18 protein-coding genes are annotated in these 22,199 nt (G+C 39.1%); 2 read left to right on the forward strand and 16 right to left on the reverse strand.

What is annotated here, in order from left to right:
* The first annotated feature begins 1 nt into the window (after window position 1).
* Window positions 2–781, forward strand: coding sequence for a response regulator (locus tag CBM24_RS18625; RefSeq protein ID WP_075993465.1), 780 nt, complete (start codon window positions 2–4; stop codon window positions 779–781).
* 52 nt (window positions 782–833) lie between these two features.
* On the opposite strand, the gene CBM24_RS18630 is transcribed toward CBM24_RS18625, so the two are convergent.
* The 16 genes from CBM24_RS18630 to CBM24_RS18705 all read right to left on the reverse strand — a co-directional run bounded on the left by CBM24_RS18630 (window position 834) and on the right by CBM24_RS18705 (window position 21,721).
* Entirely contained in the window at window positions 834–2,297 is a 1,464-nt protein-coding gene (locus CBM24_RS18630; RefSeq protein ID WP_088162272.1) for a glycoside hydrolase family 76 protein, read from the reverse strand.
* Window positions 2,298–2,461: 164 nt separating this feature from the next.
* Window positions 2,462–3,211 (reverse strand): YoaK family protein, encoded by a 750-nt coding sequence (locus CBM24_RS18635; RefSeq protein ID WP_088162273.1) that lies wholly within the window; start codon window positions 3,209–3,211, stop codon window positions 2,462–2,464.
* On the reverse strand, window positions 3,195–3,695 hold the full coding sequence (locus tag CBM24_RS18640) for a hypothetical protein (RefSeq protein WP_075993468.1): 501 nt from the start codon (window positions 3,693–3,695) through the stop codon (window positions 3,195–3,197). Before CBM24_RS18640 ends, CBM24_RS18635 begins: the two co-directional genes overlap by 17 nt.
* Window positions 3,682–4,200 (reverse strand): hypothetical protein, encoded by a 519-nt coding sequence (locus CBM24_RS18645; RefSeq protein ID WP_088162274.1) that lies wholly within the window; start codon window positions 4,198–4,200, stop codon window positions 3,682–3,684. The genes CBM24_RS18640 and CBM24_RS18645 overlap by 14 nt, the downstream gene beginning before the upstream one ends.
* A 128-nt stretch (window positions 4,201–4,328) precedes the next feature.
* The gene (locus CBM24_RS18650; RefSeq protein WP_088162275.1) at window positions 4,329–5,759 is read right to left on the reverse strand and encodes a TolC family protein; all 1,431 of its coding nucleotides are present in this window, start codon (window positions 5,757–5,759) and stop codon (window positions 4,329–4,331) included.
* A 7-nt stretch (window positions 5,760–5,766) separates the two neighbouring features.
* A complete protein-coding gene (locus tag CBM24_RS18655; protein ID WP_075993471.1) occupies window positions 5,767–7,128 on the reverse strand; it encodes an HlyD family secretion protein in 1,362 nt (453 codons plus the stop codon).
* Window positions 7,118–8,119 carry an ABC transporter transmembrane domain-containing protein gene (locus CBM24_RS18660; RefSeq protein ID WP_075993472.1) on the reverse strand — a complete coding sequence of 334 codons (1,002 nt, stop codon included), beginning with the start codon at window positions 8,117–8,119 and terminating at the stop codon, window positions 7,118–7,120. The genes CBM24_RS18655 and CBM24_RS18660 overlap by 11 nt, the downstream gene beginning before the upstream one ends.
* Before the next feature lie 70 nt (window positions 8,120–8,189).
* Window positions 8,190–8,672 carry a hypothetical protein gene (locus CBM24_RS18665; RefSeq protein ID WP_088162276.1) on the reverse strand — a complete coding sequence of 161 codons (483 nt, stop codon included), beginning with the start codon at window positions 8,670–8,672 and terminating at the stop codon, window positions 8,190–8,192.
* Window positions 8,673–8,796: 124 nt separating this feature from the next.
* Window positions 8,797–10,155, reverse strand: a complete 1,359-nt coding sequence (locus tag CBM24_RS18670; protein WP_088162277.1) for an ATP-binding protein — start codon at window positions 10,153–10,155, stop codon at window positions 8,797–8,799.
* 10 nt (window positions 10,156–10,165) lie between these two features.
* Window positions 10,166–10,930: a response regulator transcription factor gene (locus CBM24_RS18675; RefSeq protein ID WP_227550161.1), complete on the reverse strand. Its 765-nt coding sequence runs from the start codon at window positions 10,928–10,930 to the stop codon at window positions 10,166–10,168.
* A 146-nt stretch (window positions 10,931–11,076) separates the two neighbouring features.
* Window positions 11,077–13,539 carry a phosphocholine-specific phospholipase C gene (locus tag CBM24_RS18680; protein WP_198385940.1) on the reverse strand — a complete coding sequence of 821 codons (2,463 nt, stop codon included), beginning with the start codon at window positions 13,537–13,539 and terminating at the stop codon, window positions 11,077–11,079.
* Window positions 13,539–15,032 (reverse strand): SusD/RagB family nutrient-binding outer membrane lipoprotein, encoded by a 1,494-nt coding sequence (locus CBM24_RS18685; protein WP_088162278.1) that lies wholly within the window; start codon window positions 15,030–15,032, stop codon window positions 13,539–13,541. Before CBM24_RS18685 ends, CBM24_RS18680 begins: the two co-directional genes overlap by 1 nt.
* Window positions 15,033–15,044: 12 nt before the next feature.
* Window positions 15,045–18,266, reverse strand: a complete 3,222-nt coding sequence (locus CBM24_RS18690) for a SusC/RagA family TonB-linked outer membrane protein (protein ID WP_088162279.1) — start codon at window positions 18,264–18,266, stop codon at window positions 15,045–15,047.
* A gap of 118 nt (window positions 18,267–18,384) precedes the next feature.
* Window positions 18,385–19,734, reverse strand: coding sequence for an MATE family efflux transporter (locus CBM24_RS18695; RefSeq protein ID WP_088162280.1), 1,350 nt, complete (start codon window positions 19,732–19,734; stop codon window positions 18,385–18,387).
* 15 nt (window positions 19,735–19,749) lie between these two features.
* Window positions 19,750–20,574 (reverse strand): siderophore-interacting protein, encoded by an 825-nt coding sequence (locus CBM24_RS18700; RefSeq protein WP_088162281.1) that lies wholly within the window; start codon window positions 20,572–20,574, stop codon window positions 19,750–19,752.
* A 160-nt stretch (window positions 20,575–20,734) separates the two neighbouring features.
* Entirely contained in the window at window positions 20,735–21,721 is a 987-nt protein-coding gene (locus tag CBM24_RS18705; RefSeq protein ID WP_088162282.1) for a helix-turn-helix transcriptional regulator, read from the reverse strand.
* Window positions 21,722–21,906: 185 nt separating this feature from the next.
* On the opposite strand from CBM24_RS18705, the gene CBM24_RS18710 reads away from it, so the two are divergent.
* On the forward strand, window positions 21,907–22,167 hold the full coding sequence (locus CBM24_RS18710) for a hypothetical protein (protein WP_088162283.1): 261 nt from the start codon (window positions 21,907–21,909) through the stop codon (window positions 22,165–22,167).
* Window positions 22,168–22,199 lie beyond the last annotated feature (32 nt).

Raw genomic sequence — 22,199 nt, forward strand, 5'->3', positions numbered from 1 at the left:
TATGAATGCCAAATCCAATTTATTATTAGTAGATGATCATACCGAACTGCTTGAATTTATTGCGGATGATCTCAATGAAGATTATCAGATAACAACGAGTTCTAATGGAAGAGAAGCCCTAGATTTATTAGCCTCTGAATATTTCGATCTGATCGTAAGTGATGTAATGATGCCAGAAATGGATGGTTTTGAGCTCTGTCAAAAAATTAAGGAAGATATCGCTTATGCACATATTCCAGTTATACTTTTGACAGCAAAAAATAGTATTGAATCAAAAATTCAGGGTTTAGAATTTGGTGCCGACGCTTACATTGAAAAACCTTTTTCGCCCGCTTTTTTAAGAGCACAAATAGCCAGTTTATTAAAGAATAGAGTTAAGGTCAAGGAGTTTTTTATTAAAAATCCGATGTCACAAATCCAACAGATCGGGCAAAATCAAAGTGAACAAGAGTTCTTGCTGAAGATTGAAGAAATCATTATGCAACATCTCGATGATCCCCAGTTTAATGTCGATAGAATGGCCGATATTCTCTGCATGAGCAGACCTACACTCTATCGCAAAATCAATGTGGTATCCAGCCTATCACCCAATGAACTGATTAATTTAACTCGGCTCAGAAAAGCAGCAGAACTGCTTATTCAAAAACAATATAAAGTTTACGAAATTTCTAATTTATTGGGCTACAGTTCCGCTACTCATTTCTCACGTAATTTCCAAAAGCAGTTTGGCCAAAGTCCTACCGAATTTCAGGACGCTCAAACTGCTTTATCTAAATCTTAACCCAGCAAATAATCATATCTGAATAAAAATAGGTGTCCGTCCAAGCGTGCACCTATTTTGTTGATTCAACTTGGGCAAGTGTTGCATACTGTGCTGCATAAGTGAACATAAACATTCCTTCCAAATCATTCTTACTTTTATCATTTGCCCAGCCTCCGAGCAAGTCATTCGGCAGAAATCCATCTTTCAAGAAGTGGGTATAGCCGTAATCCAAGTTATCCTGAAAAGATTTTGCATACAGTCCAGCCTTGCTATAATTGGGAAATATAGCGGTATATCCTCTTAACAACACGCCGTTAAACCAATTATTAAAACCATCTGTCGCATAGGTATAGTGCTCAGGAATCTGCTGCCCTAACTTTCCAAAATAAGTAAAAGTCGCATCGGCCAGTTTCTTGCCATCTTCTAAATATCTTTTTGCTTTCGTAACACGATATAAGTCGGCGGCTCCAGAAATCATCGTTCCACTGTTATAGGAAAATGCCGTGCCGACCGCTTTTCTGAGCTCGGTATTTTTTCGATATTGTACACCGTTGACCGTTTCATAAGCTATCGAACAATCTGGAAAACAATCACCCATCATATCCGCATAAACACCTTTTTCATTAAGAAGATATGCCTTTTGCCAGTCATAAATCCTTTTAGCATAACGGAGATAAAAATCGCTCTTCTTCTCTTTTTTAGAAATACGAGTTAGTTTATCTTTCGGATCAATGGAATGCGCAACGATTTGATCTCCTTTCTTTTTATAGATTTCATACAATGCAACAAGCGGACTAATAATCGGTGCATTACTACAGGCATGCTTAGTTACATATCCTGGGCCCCATGGGATTCCACCATGCTCTTTCCCTTTCTCATCCAAAGTACAGTCCCAACCATCAAGAACATAAGCAGTAAGGTATTCAGCTTCTTGCAAATAGCGTTCTTGCCCAGTCAAATGATAAGCTTCCAATAATTCCCGTACTAGCCACATCTGATCATCATAGACATTCAGTACTCCCGTTACATTTGCTTTTCCTTTTTCTCGGACGCGATCGACAGCATACACCGTCCATTCTTTATGTTGTGTAAAAGATGTTAGCGTAAATGTCCCTAAATAATAAGCTGCATTTGCATGAAGCTTAGCCAATAAATCCACATAGCGGGAATAATACTTTCCGTAAAGCTCGGTATTACCTGCCTTTTGTTGCTTTTTCAAGCCGCTCAACACAGCATTTACAGCTTCTATGGAAGCAGAGTACATCCATACACTCGCTTTTTCTTCGGATCGAACCTGCGTAAATGGATTATAAAAACGATGCATTTTGAAATCTTCACCAGAAAAATAGACTTCCATTGACCGATCAATCAATTGGATCGCCCGTAAAAGATTCTGTTGGTTTTTATGTTGATCATGTACTGATCTTTGGCTGTGCAATTCTTGCGCACAAACCTGTTTTACACAGAGCGGTGATACTGACAGAGAAATTAGAGAGAGTGCCCAAAAAGGCCGGATGGAAAAGAATTTGATCATGACGTGGTTTTAAATTGATTAAGTAGTCTTTCATGCGCATTGGTAGAGCGTGATAACCGAGGTTGAAGATAAGCATTTTTCAGACAAAAAAAATCGCATTTTTTGAAATGCGATTAAAAAATATTTGCCCTTTAGCTTAGTTAACCAAGAACTTTCTCGGTCAACTAAGCTGCCACTGGCTGACGATGACGATTCACAAATTGCTTTTTCAATAGATACAATTTGTAATGGTCGTACAAACCAATGATTAAAAGAACAAAACAAACCACGTAAAATGTCTTATTCGATAAATAGGTGAATGAAATACCGCTCACAAGCCCTCCCATGACATAGGCTCCCACGATACTCAGCAGTAAATGGAATTTGTCGACCAATGTCTTATTGCTTCGGTTCGACTCCTTAGTGAACATCGAAATCAATATTGCTAAATCTGTCGTTAGCCCTGTCAAGTGTGTCGTTTTCACAACAGAATTCGATATGCTCGCTGTTAAACCATTTTGCAATCCCATTGCAAACAGCAATGCACCGACAAGTATCTCTGTTTCTTTCAAAGAATCTTCATAAAATACATCAAGATATATCCCGACAAATAATATACTCAGTATTTCCAATGCCAAAGGAATGGAATGTGTCAGATAGGAGCTAAAACGTCCTTTACCATGAATGATGATAAGATTCGAAAGCATACTCCCGACTAGAAAAAGTAAAATCCAAAATAGCACTACTGCACCTTGATACCAATTTCCTTTCGCAATCTCTTGCGCAAAAACCGCATAATAACCTGTTACATTGGATGTAAACGAGAAAAAGACAATGACAGATGCGACATTGACCATTCCCGCAGAGAATGCAGTTATTCCCCCTAATTTGATATTATCTTGAATCGTTCTATGATTGCTATATTTTCTCAGCATATTTTTCCTTTCCTCCTTTTTTCAGCACAATTCGTGCGATTCCTTTCGTCTGCATATCCAAGTTAAGATGCAGTATCAATTGGTTTTTATTCAATTTTTGTATGACAAAGCTCTCTATAAGCTCATCATTTTTCCGAAGCTCAAGGATATGGCCTCGTCCCTTCAAAAACCAATTGTATTGTTTGTCCTCATGATGGGCAATAAAATTTTTGTCACCCATTTTTTCAAAATGCCATAATCCATCCTGCAAGGGTGGAAGGTGAGCGATTGCAGCATCTTTTATTCCCTCATGGATAACCGCCTGTTTTTTGAACGTTGGAGACTTCTCCACTTTCTCAAAGTACCAACCTTGCTCTTCCCACTCTCCTTCTAAAAGCCGCTCGGGGTTTTCATAAAACATAACCATTGAACTAGCTCCTAAAAGCAAAAAGGACAACAAGACGAAGTTGAACCTTGCTAATATTTTTCTCTTAATAGTTAACATCCCATTTCTTGTTAAAAAATAAATCCGCCAAGACATTTCCTCCTGTTCTGTTTGTCCCAGGTCTTGCGACAATCGAGACATTCTTCTGTTTACTTTTACTCAAGTGAAGCAAAGCCTGTCCGACGTCGAAAAAATGCCGTGTTCTTCTTTCAAATTCATAATCTGTGGGAACTTTGACTTCATCAATCCGAGCTCCGCGCAAATAATGTTGTAAATAATTGAGATTGTCAGAGCCGATGATATCTGTATAGATATTTAGCTTACGATTTTCATAACGATGACAGATCATCTGGCAGGCCTTCAAAAAGTCCTCCGATTGAAGATTACTGAGTTGGTCATCCAATGTGATTCCCAATAGTTCGCTGATCGATGTACTGCTCTTATTACCATAGACAAGAATGATATCAAGTTCTTCGGCTTTCGATTGCTCTATACTATGAATCACAAAAAAAAGTGAATCAATCGTAAAATCACTTGGAATCAATACACGCATTGCCTTTGCCATATCCAATTATTTTTATACAAAATTAATAGGTCATCATGGCAACCGAATGAATCTGGAATTAACTTTCTATTAGAATTTTAAGACCGATATTAAAATGAGATTAAAAAAAGATGCAGATTAAAATGGGATTAAAATTTAGTTCCGGCTTTGTAATATAATTCCGCTAGTGCCTTTCTGTAGTCCGTAACCAGCTTCTCTTGCTTGATCCGCATTTCGATCAGCTTGTTTTCCCTACTATTAACAACAAACAAGGTTGATTCACCCAGTTCAAACTTATTTAATTCCCCCCTAAGAAGCAGTTCCTGATTACTTATATTGATCGATTGAAGTTCAATCTGTTTACTGTAAGCATTTAAATCATTATATTTTTTAACGACTTCATTGTAAATATTTCTCTCGGTCACAGCTTGTTCAAATCGTAGCTGATCTTGCTTAATCCGGACCTCTTTGAGCTTCCCACGTTCGGCGCGAATAAAAAGTGGAAATGCAAATTCAAAACCTACTTTATAATTCTGCCAATTAAAATCATACTGCGGCGGTACAAAGTCATTAAAACCGTGACGGCTAGAAATGAGCGTGCCTGACACATTGAATTTAGGTTTAAGCATTTCTTTTCGATAACGTTCCTCAAATAGAAGTTGTTGATTTTTACTCGCCAACTTTATCATTTCGGGATGAGCAATTTTTGCCGAATCAAGTAGCGCCTCGATCACACTATTATCTGGCAAAATAACAGGATCTTCGAGCTTATGCGGTATGGCATGATCGGGAAGTTCTACTGGAAATTGTTGATCATTCCACAGATGATTGGACAATACAATTTTCGCGTTTTTAAGTTCAACTTCATACTTTGAAAGTTCTATCCGCCGTTCTTTTACAACGACCGAAGCTTCGATGGAATCAATTACAGGTTTATCTCCCAGCGTCGTCTGCTCACTGATTGCTTTAAACCGTTGATCAGCCAATTTTACACCCTCCAATAAAAGCTGATACTGCTGATAGGCAAAATACCAATTCCAATAATCTGAAAGTGCCTGAAACCAAATGGCATTTATTTGTTTTATCTTTTCGCCTTCGAGGTAGCTGATCATAGCCTTTGCCTGCTGCAGCGTATTTCTTCTGCTATCGACGATTAAACCTTGCCCCAATGGAATACTTAAACCGATTGCGGAAAGCCCTGCATTATTTGTTCGGGATTGCGGGTTTGTATAATCACCAACATTTCGATCATAAGCAATTTTCAGATCTGCGCCAGCTAACCAAAGAGGAATTTTTAGCTCACTATTCCACTGATTATAATAATCCGTATTGCCAAAATGCTTATTTTTAAAACTGGAATTTAACGTCGGATCAAACTTCCCTAAAGCCTGTGTTACCTGGGCTTTTGCAGTTTCACTCAGCAGATTCACTTGTTTAACGATTGGATGATTGGCCATTAAAAGCTCTTCCATGTCATCCACGGTAAAAGTATTCCTTGCTCCATACTCCTTTTCCTGAGCCGAAAGATGAGGAGAGAAAAAAAAGCACAACACGATAAAAATAAAATTCAATTTATTCATATAACAATTACTTTTTCTCACTTTCTTTTGGTTCTCTTTCCAAACTCGGCGGAAAGCCATTCAACTGTCGCCATATCTCATACCATAATGGGACTTTATTTAAAATAACCCTTCCATAAGCACCTGAGCCCTGATTTAACTGAACAGGCCAGGGTTCATCTCCTTCCGGAACAGGAACTGTTGCACGTATCAAAATCCTAAATCGGCCATTCGTACTACTCACTTTATCGATGACTGAAACTTTTCCAGCAAAGGTACCGACCGCGACAGACGGCCATCCGGAAAATTGGATCGATGGCCAGCCATCAAATTGTAGCCTTACATCACTTTCCGGCTCAATCAGTGGGACATCCATTGCGTTTACATAAAGTTCTACGGCAAGCTGTGGTTTTTTAGGCTGTAATGTCGCAACGGACTCACCCTCCTTCATATTTTCACCAATTCCTGCCTTAAAGGTTTTTACAATAAAACCATCTTGTGGAGCCCTCACGACATATAACCCCCGTCGTACATCAATATTGGATATCTCATTTCTCAGTTTGGCGATATCCCCTTGTACTGAGGCTTTGGAGGAAAAAGCCGAACTTAAATCGGACTGCGCTTTCGCCAATGATTCATTATACTTTGCGCGGATGTTGTTTAATTCGATACTGGCATTTGTTAATGATTGTCTTGAATTCGACAACTTGTTATCTGCACTTACTACTTTAGCTCGATCATTTTGCAGATTTAAACGCCTTGTTTCGATATCTGTTAACGAAAATAAGCCGTCACGATAGCCCTCTTCGTACCGTTTGAGCCGCTTTTCACTGGTCTCAAAAAAACTCATGACAGCGACCAATTCTGCACTATCTATTTTTACCAGATTTTGAGCTTGGATCACCTTATTTTTAGCTGACGCAAGCTGAAAATCAAGCCCATTTTTCAATGCTTCAATCTGTGCTTCAGTGGCTTTCATTTTTTGATTAGCAGCATTTTCTCCGCTTTGTTTGGCATTCAATTGCTCTTCTAACCGCAATGGTAACATGGGATCAAAATAAGATTGAGAAGTCTCCGAAAGCACTAAAATCGTATCACCTTTCTTCACTTCCTGCCCCTCAGTAACGGCCCAATATTCAATGCGGCCACCAATCTGATTTTGGATAGTCTGTGGTCTATCTTGTGGACGTAAAGCAGTAACCGTTCCTACTCCAGGAATTGTCTGCCTCCATGGGAGAAAAAGTGCTAGTACAAAAACAATCCCAGAAAACACAAGAATTCGCCCCAAGACTAGGGATCCCCGCTCTTTCAATAACTTATCAACCGCATCATGGGAAAGATCTCTCCATGAGAGCGTTTTCTGACTCGAACGATCCTTATTAATCAACATAAACCGCAGCGTCCTCCTCCAACGCAAGATCCGTTACAGCCGCCAATTTGACAACTCCAGTAAGCATATCAAAAATAGTATTCAAATTTGTCATCAGTTTTTCAATGGCATAACCAATTTGAACGATGACAACTTCAGCAGCAACAAATTGACCAAAAGTCATTTGCCGCTCAACAACAAAATAAGATCCAAGCAAGAGCATCGCTCCAAACAACAGGGTGCGAAGTAGGACAGAACCAATAAAAAAACGCTTTAAAACCTTAAAATGATCGTTCCTCGCCCCTAAATACTTACTGACAATATAATCTGTTGTTTTTGTCACTTCGTTCATTTTCGTCTCATCAGCACGATAATGGTCAATTTGTCCGGCAACAGCTTCCAAATAGGCTACCGTCTCATATTTGTATTCAGACTCTTCAATACTTGTTTTCAACCCTCTTTTATAGTATAAAACAAGTATCGTAATAACAGAAAAAATGACAATAAGGCCAAAGGCCAGAAATGCAGGATGATAAAATGATAATAAGACCACGCTAAAGAAAATTGTCACCACTGCAGCGATGATATCGATCAAAAGTTTGATAATTCCCTTTTGGATAATGATAACATCAAAAAATCGGTTGACCAACTCCACAAGATTTTTTCCAAGTAACTCTTTAGGTTTAATTCTCGGCAGGCGATAAGAAAATTCAACCGCCGATTTTAGAAAGATTTTCTGCTCTAAATACTCGACTAAGGTCAATTGTCCGATCAATAATACCCCGCCCACAATCACGCCAAATAACACAAAAGCAATTAAGATATAGGTAGAGCTATACATCGCTCCATTGCTTAAAAAATTAAAGATAGCTGTTATCCCTATTGGAATAGTCAAACTAAAAATACCGATGACGATGGCATAAATAAATATATAATTGATCGTTTTCCGTTCAGTATGTAATAAGCTAGCCAACCGTTGCAAAGGTGATGGTCCGCCTTGTATATGCCCCATAAGAAATAGATAGAAGATAAGTTATAAATGATGAATTTCAGCTAAAAACAATGGTAAAAACTCCGATCGATCATTCAATTAGTCCGATCTCTCTGTTTCTAATAGTTGATTGCTCCTTAAATGAAATCGTAGCACGAATTTGACTCTCGACTTTACGGAGTGCATTAGCGACATTAAAAAAATTGCGTGTTTTCTTTTTATAGGTATAATCGCGTGGTATTATGACCTCATTCACAGACTGTCCTTTGAGGTAATGCTGCAAATAATGACTGTTATCGGTACCCAAAATATCTGCAAAAATACTGAGCTTACGGTTTTTATAGCGCTGATAGATTCCGCTACAGGCTTTTAAAAAAGATTCAGATTGAAGTGTCTCCAGTTGATCTTCCAATCCAATTCCGAGTAATTCACTCGCAGAAGTGCTGCTTTTATTGCCATACACAAGGATAATATCGATAGAATCAGCCATTGACTCTTCAATACTTTGACGCACAAAATGGAGTGAATCAACTGTAAAATCACTAGGTATTAATATACGCGTTGTTTTAGCCATGCTTTTTTTTAGCAAAGTTAAAACGCACATATGGCAACGGAATGAATCTAAAATTAGCTTTCCATTAGAAAGCGAGCAGCAGTATTAAAATGAGATTAGAAATACGATCAAAATTAAAACTACATTAGAATCGAAGGTAAGTGGGTAGTTCAATTTCTACAGTGGTGCCTTCACTCACAACAGAATTGACCTTCAATGTCCCACCATGCAACTTAATAATATTTCTGGCCAAAGGAAGTCCAATACCATAACCGTCAATGCCACTCGTATTGGACGCTCTAAAATAAGGATCGTAGATATGATCCAAGTCACTGGAAGGTATTCCAATACCTTTGTCTTTTATTAGAATAAAGACTTTATTGTCCAATGCCCCTAAAGCAATATAAGCGGTTCTATCGGATGAATACTTACACGCGTTGCTGATAATATTGGATAGCGCAAGCTGTAGCAAAATTGCATTTCCATTCACCTTAAGTCGCATACTATCATCTGGTAACAGACTGAAATCTGTTATAATCTTAAATTTATCATTGATGGCCTTAACAGTCAGCTCGGCGTCCATCACGATCTGATCAATACGAACGGGGCTAAATGCAGTCGCATTATTAACAAAACCTGTACGCGCCAACAGTAAAAGTGCTTTTGTTTTCTTTTCCAAATGCTCTGCCGACTCAATAATCTTAAATAATGTTCGCTGGTACTCCGCTGTTGTTCGTTCTTTGGATAAAGCAAGATCTGCCTGTCCTATGATGGATGTCAATGGCGTATTTAGCTCATGTGATGCATTGCTGATAAAGTTCTTTTGTGTTTCGAAAGAAGTTTCCAAGCGCGTCAACATCCGGTTAAATGTAAGTGCCAGACCATGAAGCTCACCTTTATATTTATCCTCATCCAATCGCTTATAAAGATTTTCCGAACCAATCTCTTGCACCTCTTTCATCATGGTTAATATTGGCTTTAAGAACGAACGTTTCATAAAAACCGAAACAACGAAAATAAAGAGAATCCCCAAAATCAGACTTACAATAAGCAGATTACGAAGGTAGGCCAAATGGTGTGTATAAAAGTAATTTTCAGCAGAAGCGCCCACAATATACTTTCGACCATTTTGCGAAAAATATTTAGTTGAATAGAATTGATTACCCGACTTGAAATTTGAGCTTCCTTTTTTATTAATTTTATCCCAAAGTTCTTGATGAAATCCCTGGCTTCTTAAAATAGCACCATTGCTATCAAATTCTACCAAAAATTCATGCTGATTATTGAGATTTTCTATAAAATCAAGGCTCCACTGATCAGCCTGGGAGGCGGATTTACTATTCAGAAATTTTTCAGCAGCAATATTTCGCCGCAGATCCAGCCGTTTATAAAAATCTGTAAAAGCAAAATTTGTAACGGAATAAAAAATAAAGCCAACAAAACAACTCACATAAATGACCAGAATTGCAATGAGATAAATAAGCTTTCGATTATAATTGTGCATTTTTAAATATTCAGTCTTCTATTTTTAGAACATATCCCATACCAATAACCGTATGGATCGCTTTTTTGCTCGTTATTTTTTCAATCTTTTTTCTCAAATAATTCACATAAACATCGACGACATTTGATCCAATATCGAAATTTATCCCCCATATTTTGTCCAAAAGCTCCGTTCTCTCAAATACCTTTTTGGGGCTCTGAATAAACAACAAGAGTAAACGATACTCTGTACTTGTCAGATTGAGTTCCTGCCCCTCACAGTAGGCTATTTTTTTATAATCATCGATACTCAGAAAACCATAACTAAATGTGTCTTTCGACGGCTGTAACTCACGTTGTGTTGCCTGTACGATAGACTGTTGCCTGCGGATCAATGAACGTATCCGAGCCTTCAATTCAATTAGCTTAAAGGGCTTGGAAAGATAGTCATCGGCACCATTATCGAGTCCGAGCACCACATTTTCTGGAGTACCAAGTGCAGTCAGCATCATAACAGGTAAATCGGTATACCCCCACTGTCTGATCTGCTTACAAATATCCAGGCCATTGGTTCCCGGCAAAAGAATGTCCAATAGCACAAGAGAGACATCTTGCTTCGCCAAAAGCTGTTCCAGACCTTCCGAGCGCCCCAGATGAATGACCCTATAGCCATCCTCGCCTAAGCCTTGTACGATCAAATCAGCAACATCCTGTTCATCTTCAACCAAAATAATTTTTTGCTCCTCCATATTCGTCATGATGTGTAGCTCTCTGTAATGAACTACGATCCAAACCATAAAAATAACGTTTTGACACAAGAGACACAAATCCCATTTTTGCCCGAATCCACACAAAAAGATCCTTGCTCTATTTTGCAAAAGCGAAAGCGCTGTGTTCATCGATCGTGAAACAGCGCTTTCGTCCTAGTATTTAATTGGTTCAGCTATAATTTTACTTTACCCATCAACGGATCCGTCTTACTTGATTTACCAGTCTCTATATGTCCAGCATAGCAGAATTTGACCGCATGATCTTCTGAACACGTTATTTCGATATCATACCAACCTTCACTCTTGCTGCAATCGATTTCAACCAAAGCAGGATCATCCTTGCGCATTGCCTTCGCATGGAAAAGATCATAGGAACAGTCTTTAAGATGTAAATCCCAATTTGGCGACTCTGATTGTACACAAAGAATAGGCTTTCCAGCAACTACTTTCGTATACACATCAATAGCTGGAATATGTGACTTTGCGCCTTCAATCGCACGATAGAAACCATTAGGGCCATGCAATGCAAATGATATGTACTCTCCTACAATTTTATCGAGTTCCCATTCATACGCTAATTGATCCCCTTCCCGTACCGTAAAATTCCAAACTTTACCCGCCGCATGGCCATCATACGCCACATAGGAAATAACATAATAAGGCATGCCCGCTCCCGCTTTAGCTGTATTGAGCCTTCTTTCCAAGGTTGAGCTGATGGAAAGCATCGTTGGTGTATGTTGTACTTTTAGCTGCAATTCATAAGGTAAAGCACAAGCATCCTTCCATCCCTGCTCTTGCATCTGCATAGCTGCATGATACTGACCTGTCGATTTGATTTCCTCCAGTTTTTGGCTGTCGATTTTCACAAAATCTGTTGGGAGTTTTTTATTCCTGGCGGAGAATATACGTTCAACATACCCGTCTCTGTCTACCGGATTAAGCCTTGTTTTGGAAATGTTATCTACAGGACGAAAAGAAGTTGTTAAGTCGCCACAGACCATTCTTCGCCATTGACTGATGTTTTCTTCCCGTATCACCTTACCCGTTTTCTTCTCCAAAAAATGTTCTAAAAATTGAAGACAGGAGGTGTGGTCAAAAACTTCGGAATTGACCCAACCACCCTTAGACCAGGGTGAAGCTATCACCATTGGTACGCGATAGCCCAAACCAATAGGACTTTCAAAACTTACATTATTACTATTTTTCCTTTTTCGCTCCTGTTCTAGCGTAACATATTCATCCGAAGTGTCGATTTCTGACACGGCACCCTGATCTTTGTTCGTGCTCAATGGCGGAACAAAAGGAGCGATATGGTCAAAATATCCATCATTTTCGTCATAAGTTAAGATGAAAATTGTCTTTTTCCAAACCTCAGGGTCTTTGGTCAATATATCGAGGACTTCGGATACGTACCATGCCCCATACCAAGGTGAGCCCGGATGATCCGAAAAACGACAAGGTGCCACTAACCACGACACTGTAGGTAATTGGCAATCTTCAACATCTTTTCTAAACTGATAAAAAACATCTCCGGCTGGCACCTCAACTTCCTGCCGCTTTCCACCTTCTTTATAACTTAATTTATCAAGTTTGTGAAAGTTGGGATCAGCTAGATTAGTCACAAATGCATTGTGATGGATATCTTTTTCGAACTGGGATAGCTTTTCAAAATTCTCAGGGGTATAATGAATGACATCTCTTTTCAAATCTTCCAATTCCGCTTTGGCTTTGTGCAGCAATTCTTCTTTTGGATTTGTTTCCAAAAATTTATGCAGCTCTTTTACCCGTTCTTTCATCCACTGATAATGTGCCAAATGATATCTTACACCATACTGCTGGTGAAACTCCAGGTTGTTATCGGTAAAATTGGCCAACCAATCTTCCTCTTCTCCTTTAAAGCCTACTGGTAAACTTAGTTCATTTTGATAAACTTTCCACGAGACCCCTGCTTTTTGCAGTCGTTCAGGATAGGTTTTCCATTTGACATCCTTGTAGTTGATCTGACCATTGTCTACATGCGCAACAGATTCGGGATTACGGGGTTCTTCGCGCACTGTACCAGTCCAAAAATACGATCGATTAGCGCTCGTTCCCGTCAGTGAAGAACAAAAATGCTGGTCGCAAACCGTAAATGCATCTGCAAAAGCATAATAAAAAGGAATATCCGCACGGTTATAATAACCCATTGTTAAAGGCATGGCCTTATATTCTGAATTACCAGAGCTCTTTGCTTCCAACCAATTATCCATTTTCCCGTCATGACGAGCAGCAACCATATCACGCCAGCCATGCGGAAGCGACCCCATCCAAGTCGATTTACTATTGACGATATCTAAATGGAAAGGTGCAAAATATGCACCTTCCTTATTTCCTTGTATCCATACAGGTAGACCATTCGGCAATTTCATCGCGCGGGGATCGTTAAAGCCACGTACGCCCTTCAAAGTTCCAAAACAATGGTCAAACGATCTGTTTTCCTGCATCAAAAAGACAACATGTTCGGCATCCAAAAAAGTTGATCCTTTTGGAGCTTCAATCGCCAAGGCTTTTTGTATTGATTCAGGCAGCCAGTTTATAGCGACTGTACTCCCAGCCAGCATGGCTGCTTTTTTTAAAAATACCCTCCTTGAATCCATTATTTTAACCACCAAGTCTGTAAATTAATATTATCATTTCCTCCAAATTGTGATTTGATCGCATCAGATACATTCGCCGTATTATTATTGTACTCATCTTGAGGATACATCCAGCGATAGGCTGTTTTCACATTCGCAGATTTACGGAAACTCGGATACCCCGTGCGCAAATGATCAAAATAAGCCGAGTATCCCCCCTGATGAAATGAGCGCAGGTATTTCTGCATCAAGATACGTTCGAGCTTTTGCTCATTGGAGCTAGCTCCGTCAAGACTTACCGAATTTTGTTCAAGATATTTGGCCGCTTGTGCTTCATTTGTATAAGTTCCTAAATTTTTCGCATACTTTTCATAAAATTTGAACGATGCCTGTACTCCTTTGGTATACGTTGCATTGAGATCGCCCGTTATCCAACCTTTCAAAATGGCTTCAGCCAAAATAAACTGCATCTCCGAACAGCCCAATAAGACCAATGGCTCAGCTGTGGGATCTTGATAAAATCGTTCGTGGACTTTCGATAATTTACCTAATACAGCTTTTGCATTCACCTGTGCATAAGGAACAATCGGATCACCGCCTTCATAAGCCGTAAAGTCATTAATCGCTTTACCCGCTTCTTTACCCAGTCTTGTTTGTGTAGCGACGGCAAATAATCGCGGATCTTTCAGGTCCTGCAATCGTTGGATAAATGTTGAATCCATATACATTCCCGATCCATAACCGCTAGAGTTAAACTCCGGATAACGATTACCCTCTTGATTCAAAAAGACGAGTTGCCCATCTTCAGCACCACTAACATCAGTGATTCTGGACTCATTGGTAAATATTTTTGAAAATTCTGTTGCTGCATTAAATGGAAGATCAGTCGTTTTCTTCGAAAGCGTCAATAGTACTTTTAGGCGAAATGAATTGACTAACTTGTTCCAATTGCCACTATTTCCACCATAAATAATATCCCCATTTATGGTGTTATTGTTCTTCTTCAGAATAATACTTGCTTCCTCGAGCTCCTTCAATACACCCACCAAAACGTCTTTCTGTGTATCGTATTTCGGCGCAAAAATTGCTGAATTTTCACCCTTTGCTGCTTCTGAATAAGGGACATCACCAAACGTTAAGGTAAGATTATAAAAATAATACGCACGGAAAAATTTTGCTAATGCCAAATAACTGTCAGCGCCAATACGTTCAGCTTCTTCGGTCATCTTGGTAATATTGCGAAGATTACCATATTGCTCAAAGCTTCCCCTTTGCCAATTATAAATTTGATTCGCATTTTCACCATCTGTTTGCACAATCATTTTCAAGGCATATAGTGGTGAGGTACCGTGCCAGGTCCGAAAAGCATCCCATTCTACCTTCGTCAATAAAGCTTGCGGGTGGGTTGTTGTCGCTTCATTTGGATTAACATTTACTTCCGTCAATTTCTGACAAGAAGTCATGATTGAAAGAGAAAAGAATCCAAGAAATATATGTTTATTAAATAATTTCATCGTACTACGTTATTAAAACTTAAAATCTAGAGAAAAACCAATATATCGCGTGGAAGGGTCTTGTAAGTTTCCATCGTTTCCAACACCAAAATCAGGATCGATATAAGGTACTTTCTTCCACATAGCCAAATTATAGCCAAATAGTGATGCATTTAAGGCCGTAAGCTGTTTTAATTTAAACACCTTATTGACATCATAACCTACCGATAGTCTACGTAGTTTTACAAATGATCGATCAAATACATTGGCAAACAGTTTACTTTCAGACTCTGTAACTCTGGCCTGATAAGGATAATTTTGACTCCAAGCCTGCCAATCAACAGCTTTTGTATTATTTGTATACGTTCGGGTATCTGAAGTAATATTACCGTTCACGTCGCGGGTAAGCTCACCTCCTGTTACGATCACCCCATCTGGCACAAAAACTGGTTTCCCTGCATCATATTGTTCCTGACGATATAAGACCGAAGAAGGATGCTTTCCACCCCACCACATTTTTTCTATGGTTGTCGAATTCATCACGCCGCCAATAGATCCGTCGAAATCAAGATTTACCTGAAATCCCTTAAATTTAAACTGGTTTGCAAAACCAAATTGCCAGTCCGGTTGAAAGTAACCTAAATACTGTGGAAATGGATTTTTGGTCGGCATACCCGTATTCGGATTCAAGATAACCTTACCATCAGCCGATTTTTCCCAGACAGTACCATAATAGCTGTCTGCACGATCGCCTTTTTTAAGATTACCGTATTTCGCTTGGTTATTGTAAATTTCTTCCAAACGCTGAATTGCACGAGACCAGTTAACAGTAGACGTCCACGAAAATTGTTCATTTTTAATTATATTCCCTGTCAAAGAAATCTCCAATCCTTTTGTACGGTATTTATTTCCATTTACTTTACGCGAAGTAAAAGCGGATGCTTGGGAAATACTCAAATCGATGATCTGATTTTTATCAACAACATTATAGTACGTTACATCAGCCGAAAGCCTATTTTTAAAGAAAGCCATAGAAGCACCAATTTCTAAAGAAATGGACTGCTGTGGGAGGATATCAGGATTAATAATACCTGCAGGGTAGGTTACTGATGGCGTCGAACCATAGGTAACATCTTTTTTATAAGTCGCAGCAATGCTATAAGGATCCAGATCAGAAGATACCGATGCCCAGGAACTGTACAATTTAACAAAGTCAATTTGTGCTGGCAGTTTAAAATAATCGGAGATAACACTACTTAGTGAAACCGATGGATAAAAGAATGACTGATTTGCTTTTGATAATGTTGATGACCAGTCATTTCTTCCCGAAAAATTCAGATAGGTGGACTTAAACACGTTTAAGTTTACCGACGCATAAGCACTTCGGATTATTTTTTCAGTTGTTGTATTTGTTGCCTTAACTGGGCCTTGGGTATTGCCTAAGTTGTAGACAAATGGTACAACTAAACCATCTGTAGTTTGATAAAGCTCACGATAATCTCTTTTGAAAGTAGAAGAACCCGCATTAACGGTTACACCGAAATTATCAGACAACTGCTTAATATAGGTTGCTAAGACGTCCGCATCAAAATTGAGCTGTTTGCTATCCCAGTTTTTATAATCCCCATTCCGTGAATCGCCATAATTCATGTAAGACTTAGGACTCTGCATGTCCTGGAATAGATTTTTTTGCCTTGCTGCAGCGCGACCTTTGATGGTAAATTCAGGTGAAATACGCCAAGTTAAAGCAGTCTGCCCGGCCAAAATATCCTGATCGTATACTTGGTTCAGCTCATTAGCTGCAAAATAAGGGTTGTTGTACCAAGCATAGTTATAGTTTGCTTGACGATAGCCTTCCTGTCCCGGAATATAGAGGTGATCCTTTAATTCCTGTCCATTTACATCATTTCCCATCCACAACAGAATCGTATACATATGATTTTTAGGTCCATATCCATACCTTGGATAATTTGGAGATTTCACTTTGTTATAGGATAAGTTAAGATCTAATTGTACCTCAGGAGTAAAACGGTAAGAGGTATTCAAATTTAATCCACCTGTAGAAAGCTTTGTATTGGGCACCTGACCTTTTTGATAGGCATATTTTCCTGTTCCAAATATGCTTACCTTTTCCGAACGATACGATAATGTCGCATTATTCTCGGTAATCAGTCCAGTTCCAAGGAAATCCTCTAAATTGTTATGTGCGACCCAATCAATCGGCACTCTTTCGTAACGTGACTTATCATTATACTTGGTTCCACTCACATCACCCCACCAAGGAATCACTTCACCAGTTTGCTTATCACGAATCGGACTGTTCCATTGAGCAACCTTTATTCCGGAGTTCAATTTGGGTCCCCATGTCATATCTCCATCTGAAATCCCCCCATCAGCACCATCCCAAAACTCATATTTACCGTTGGATCCACTTCCGAACTCCTTCTGCGATTCAGGAAAAACTGTAAATCCAGCAGAAAACATATTACTGGTTCCAACCGAAAACTCCAGCCTATCGCTTTTTGCACTTTTGGTTGTAATTAAGATCGCGCCATTTTTACCGCGTGATCCATATAAAGATGAAGCGGCTGTTCCTTTTAGTACATTGATATTCTCTATGTTTTGACTGGACATGTCGTAAAAATCAGATTCTACAGGAATGCCATCTACGACAATAAGTGGGGTCTTACCACGCAATTGAAAAGATGGTGCCTGAAAAATCCCCGTTGGATTATTAACGATCAGACCAGATACTTGTCCCGTTAGCGCTGTACCAATATTCATTGTTTTAGACTCTTTAAGTACGTCTAATTTAACTTCTTGAGTAGCGTAACCAATTTGCTTCTTTTGTTGCTTGATACCAATTGCCGTGACAACAACCTCATCCAACTTTGAATCATCCTTTTCCAAAACCACCACAAGATCCCCATCTGTAGCAGTTATTGTAGCTGTTTTATATCCTAAAGAAGAAACACGGATTTGGTCGCCAACCTGACCTTTCAGATTGAATTTACCATTAAACTCTGTACGCGTACTCTGTTTGCTGGTTTCATTGATGATCGTGCCGCCGTCAATAGGTTTGCCGTCCTGATCCTTAACAATCCCTTTAATAATAGCTTGATCGGCAATTTCGAGCTTGGTAGTTTCATTCGCAAAGTTTGCCCATACGCTATCGACATGTGCCGCATTCAGCAATGCAATAGCTAAGGTCACCTGAGCTGTTTTCCTAAATTGAGGTAGTTTAATAGGTTTCATTATTTTGAATTTTGCCCAAAAAAATGAAACCTATATTACTAGAAGATGAGTAGTATATTAACAATGCAATCTTAAAGATTGCTTAACTTAACATTAACATCGTTCGCGCTGCAACGTCTTATACATCAACTTGCATATTGAGCTTCCGCGTGCTTCGTCGAACCGCATAGATGACTATAATGAAAATAATCCAATCTATCGCCGCGCTCGCTACGTAAATGCTGTGTACACCAAAATATTTTGGTGCAATAATTAAGATAGGAATATAAAATACAACCTGCCGCAATACACTGATAAAAGTCGCAGGCTTGGCATGATCAATGGAAGGAAACCACACCATCGCCATAAAAATAAATGGAAGAACCAATAAAACACTCATGTAAATTCTGAAATCCATTAGCTGCTGTATTGAAAAAATCGCTTCTGGTATCAGTATCGATATCACAGCAACGGGATGAAGCATCACCAGCAACCAGAACGGAAGCAGAATCAGCAGCCCAGTAATGGCAAATAAACGGTACGAATTGATACTTCTCGTATACTGCCCAGCACCATAATTCATCCCCGTTACAGGCTGCAAAGCCCGCATAAGCCCCCATAGTGGGGTATTTAATAAAATATAAAGCCGATTGATCGCCGTAAAAAACGTAATATCCATATTATTTCCGTAATTGGCCAATGCGTTGAAGACAACAATATTCTGGATTACAATCATGACCATCATGACAAAGCCGGGCATTCCTAATGAAAGCGTTTCTTTTAAAATCGATAAATCCCAAGATAAAGACCAAAACTTTGTTTTGAACGAAGCCTTTCCCCCGGCGTAATACCATACACCTAAAAATGTGTAGATGATCATCGATATATTGGTTGCCCAAGCTGCCCCTGATACACCCCAACCAAAGTGTTCTATAAAAACCGGTTTAAGTAAGACATCAACAAGCAATCCTATTGCAATCATCCAGGCCGCAGTTTTCATACGACCCTCTGCACGAATAATCATGTTGAGGGCCAAACCATAAATCCAGAAAAAACTACCCAATATGGTTGTTCGAAAGTAATCCACCCCAAGAGCCAATATATCACCTCTACCACCCATCATGTAGACCAATTTGTCGGCAAATGCATAGCAAGGGAGGGTAATTATAAGAGAGAAAATAATAGTCAAAAAATGCACCGTACCAAATGACCTATGTAATTTCTCCTGTTGATCCCCACCTATCCAAATACTAATTGCTGCCCCCATACCTGTTCCGATCAGGGTACCAAAACCTTGTGCAAATTGGGCTAAAGGATAGGTTACACCGACAGCTGCCAACGCTGTATTGTTAATCAGATGACCAACAAAAATACCATCCAGAAAATTGTTCAGACCATACAGGACCATTGCAATCACGGCAGGCCACGACATCTGCCACATCACCCTACTTAACTTACCGTTTAAGATCAGTTGTTTCTGTTTCTCCATAACCTATCGTAAACGTTAGGCCTGGATTTCTTCACTCTCACTACGGCGATCTGTAGCAGATTTATCTTCAGCAACTCCAGCTTTCCAATACGAATAAGCATAAAGCTCCTCTCTTCCCCAACCGAGATCCTTACGCAAATAATTGCGAATCTCCTTAACTATCGAAAATTCAGCAGCTACATAAGCAAATTTATCCGCTACAGGCAAGGATCTGATCTTCACCAAATCCGCCAAAAGGCTACCTTCCTGTGGCGTATCATTATGTAACCAAATAAAATCAATAGCAGCCTTAGTCTTCAATTGCTGTATATCTTCGCTACCATGTACTTCAATCATACAGATTCCCTTTGCCGAAGGTGGCAAGTCTTCTAAGATTGCCCCCAGAACAGGAATTGCAGTTGCATCCCCAACAAGGAGATAGTTAGCTGCAACTTCATATAGAGACGTCTTACCTGCTTTCATCAGAATCCCAAGCACGTCGCCAGGTTTTGCAGCCATAGCCCAAGCTGAAGCTGGCCCCTCATCACCATGGGCAACGAAATCAATCCATACTTCATTTCTATCAAGGTTGATACCGCGATGTGTATAAGTTCGAACTGTTGGCCTAATCGCCTCATCCATCGGCTTCCACTGCCCTCGTTCATAATCAAATTCTGGAAAATAAATGCGATCTACATACTTTGGCGGAATCAAGATCTTGTTATTGACTCCGACGGTCGTATTAGCGATTTGATCTACACCATCACCAGTCAAATAAACACGGATATAATGTGGCGTCAGGTATTCTTTTCTACTTACAGTCAGGGCGAGCTGTATTACTTTCATTTCAGTTTTTCCCATGATTTTCTAATTACGTACATATTTGATCAAAAGACCATTATTAAGAATCTTTCTAAACAAAGGTAATTATTCGACTTTTATCAAACCCGATTCATGCGCTATTAAAACTTCCGTAAGAAGGAATAAAAGGTCCGTAAAGTGTAAAAAAAACTATTCCACATTACAAGGTATTTTTTAGCTTACTCGGTGGGATTCCAAATTTACGTTTAAAGGCGTCCGAAAAATGGCGTTGATTTTTGTAACCGACCAAATCAGAAACTTCACCGATTGTTCGATCTTCATCTAAGATCAGTTTCTTGGCATGTTCCATTTTTGCGTCATGCCAAAAACCATAAACAGTCGTACCAAATAGCTCCTTAAAACCTTTTTTCAATGTGAATTCATTGGTACCCACCAGATGCGCGAGATTGACTAGTGTACTATTGGTATCCATATTTTTTAGTAGAAACTCACGAACGGCATATATCTTATCGATATCGGCTTTTTTTAACGAAACTGCTACAAAATCCTCTTCCTGAAACTGTTCCAATTGAAGAAGCAAGAGCTCCATAATCTTTGCTTCCAGGAAAATTTTCTTAAAAATTCCCTTTCGTTGACAATTGATTACATCGTCGATAATTTCATGCATATCGTGGGTAATCCGTCTATGCATATTGGTCAGCAATCCCGATTTACCACGGTCAATAGCATTCCGAAAATCTGCAAAGAATTTAGAATCTTCGGGCAGGAATCTTTTAAAAAATTCGGGCGATAAGTTTATTTCACATAACTGAAACTCCTGATTCCCCCACTCCATTTGACCACACATTGAATTTCCGTAAATAATATTATGCTGGTATGTCTCAAAATTTACACCTAAGGGCATCATTTCGCCACTCGCCTGACTATTGCCTTTTAAGGCAAAGTGCATTTCAACTGTTTCAAAATCACTTTCAAAACGAAACCGCATCCGTTTAAATAACTGTGCATGACCGTAACCAATATGAATACCATCGAAGAAAACCTCCTTATAAAAGCCTTTTCCAAATGTAGTATCTAAATGTGTTACAGATTCATAAATTCCAGTGTCGACAGAAAAGTAGGTACTTGGGTAAGTCCGCTCCAATAATAAATTGGGTGAATCAATATCATATAATCTTAGTGCCATTTTTAATTCCTTTTAGGATTCAAATAGTCTTACGCACATTAGGCAATATACCTTAACAGAAATATTCCCTTCGACGGACATTTTACTCCTTTATGCAGACCCCATAACAATAGAATGCCTGCTATCTTTGACTAAAGTATAAAATTATCTAGAATCATTCTTAATTATTTAAAAAATAATTCACTATGGATACAAATAGAAATCAGGATATGGCAGGCAACTTTCCACTCATCCAGGATAGCATTTATAATAACATCAAGATTGCCAATCCAAATGCAACGAAACATGACATTATTTTAGCCGCAGAAAAAGCGAAAGTCTTAGATTTCGCCTGGGAATTTCCAAAGGGGCTCGACACATGGATTGATGATAGCAGATATCCTTTATCCAGCATACAACAACAACAAATTCAACTGGCCCGTAAATTTTTAAGGGCATTGTCGTAATGACAATGCCCTCCTTATGCTATGCCGGGTAG

This window comes from Sphingobacterium sp. G1-14 (genome assembly GCF_002196555.1).
Lineage (GTDB): Bacteria > Bacteroidota > Bacteroidia > Sphingobacteriales > Sphingobacteriaceae > Sphingobacterium > Sphingobacterium siyangense.

Coding starts and splice junctions, on each gene's coding strand:
- CBM24_RS18625 (WP_075993465.1), top strand. CDS start 2: ATGAATGCCAAATCCAATTTATTATTAGTAGATGATCATACCGAACTG.
- CBM24_RS18630 (WP_088162272.1), bottom strand. CDS start 2,297: ATGATCAAATTCTTTTCCATCCGGCCTTTTTGGGCACTCTCTCTAATT.
- CBM24_RS18635 (WP_088162273.1), bottom strand. CDS start 3,211: ATGCTGAGAAAATATAGCAATCATAGAACGATTCAAGATAATATCAAA.
- CBM24_RS18640 (WP_075993468.1), bottom strand. CDS start 3,695: ATGTTAACTATTAAGAGAAAAATATTAGCAAGGTTCAACTTCGTCTTG.
- CBM24_RS18645 (WP_088162274.1), bottom strand. CDS start 4,200: ATGGCAAAGGCAATGCGTGTATTGATTCCAAGTGATTTTACGATTGAT.
- CBM24_RS18650 (WP_088162275.1), bottom strand. CDS start 5,759: ATGAATAAATTGAATTTTATTTTTATCGTGTTGTGCTTTTTTTTCTCT.
- CBM24_RS18655 (WP_075993471.1), bottom strand. CDS start 7,128: ATGTTGATTAATAAGGATCGTTCGAGTCAGAAAACGCTCTCATGGAGA.
- CBM24_RS18660 (WP_075993472.1), bottom strand. CDS start 8,119: ATGGGGCATATACAAGGCGGACCATCACCTTTGCAACGGTTGGCTAGC.
- CBM24_RS18665 (WP_088162276.1), bottom strand. CDS start 8,672: ATGGCTAAAACAACGCGTATATTAATACCTAGTGATTTTACAGTTGAT.
- CBM24_RS18670 (WP_088162277.1), bottom strand. CDS start 10,155: ATGCACAATTATAATCGAAAGCTTATTTATCTCATTGCAATTCTGGTC.
- CBM24_RS18675 (WP_227550161.1), bottom strand. CDS start 10,930: ATGGTTTGGATCGTAGTTCATTACAGAGAGCTACACATCATGACGAAT.
- CBM24_RS18680 (WP_198385940.1), bottom strand. CDS start 13,539: ATGGATTCAAGGAGGGTATTTTTAAAAAAAGCAGCCATGCTGGCTGGG.
- CBM24_RS18685 (WP_088162278.1), bottom strand. CDS start 15,032: ATGAAATTATTTAATAAACATATATTTCTTGGATTCTTTTCTCTTTCA.
- CBM24_RS18690 (WP_088162279.1), bottom strand. CDS start 18,266: ATGAAACCTATTAAACTACCTCAATTTAGGAAAACAGCTCAGGTGACC.
- CBM24_RS18695 (WP_088162280.1), bottom strand. CDS start 19,734: ATGGAGAAACAGAAACAACTGATCTTAAACGGTAAGTTAAGTAGGGTG.
- CBM24_RS18700 (WP_088162281.1), bottom strand. CDS start 20,574: ATGGGAAAAACTGAAATGAAAGTAATACAGCTCGCCCTGACTGTAAGT.
- CBM24_RS18705 (WP_088162282.1), bottom strand. CDS start 21,721: ATGGCACTAAGATTATATGATATTGATTCACCCAATTTATTATTGGAG.
- CBM24_RS18710 (WP_088162283.1), top strand. CDS start 21,907: ATGGATACAAATAGAAATCAGGATATGGCAGGCAACTTTCCACTCATC.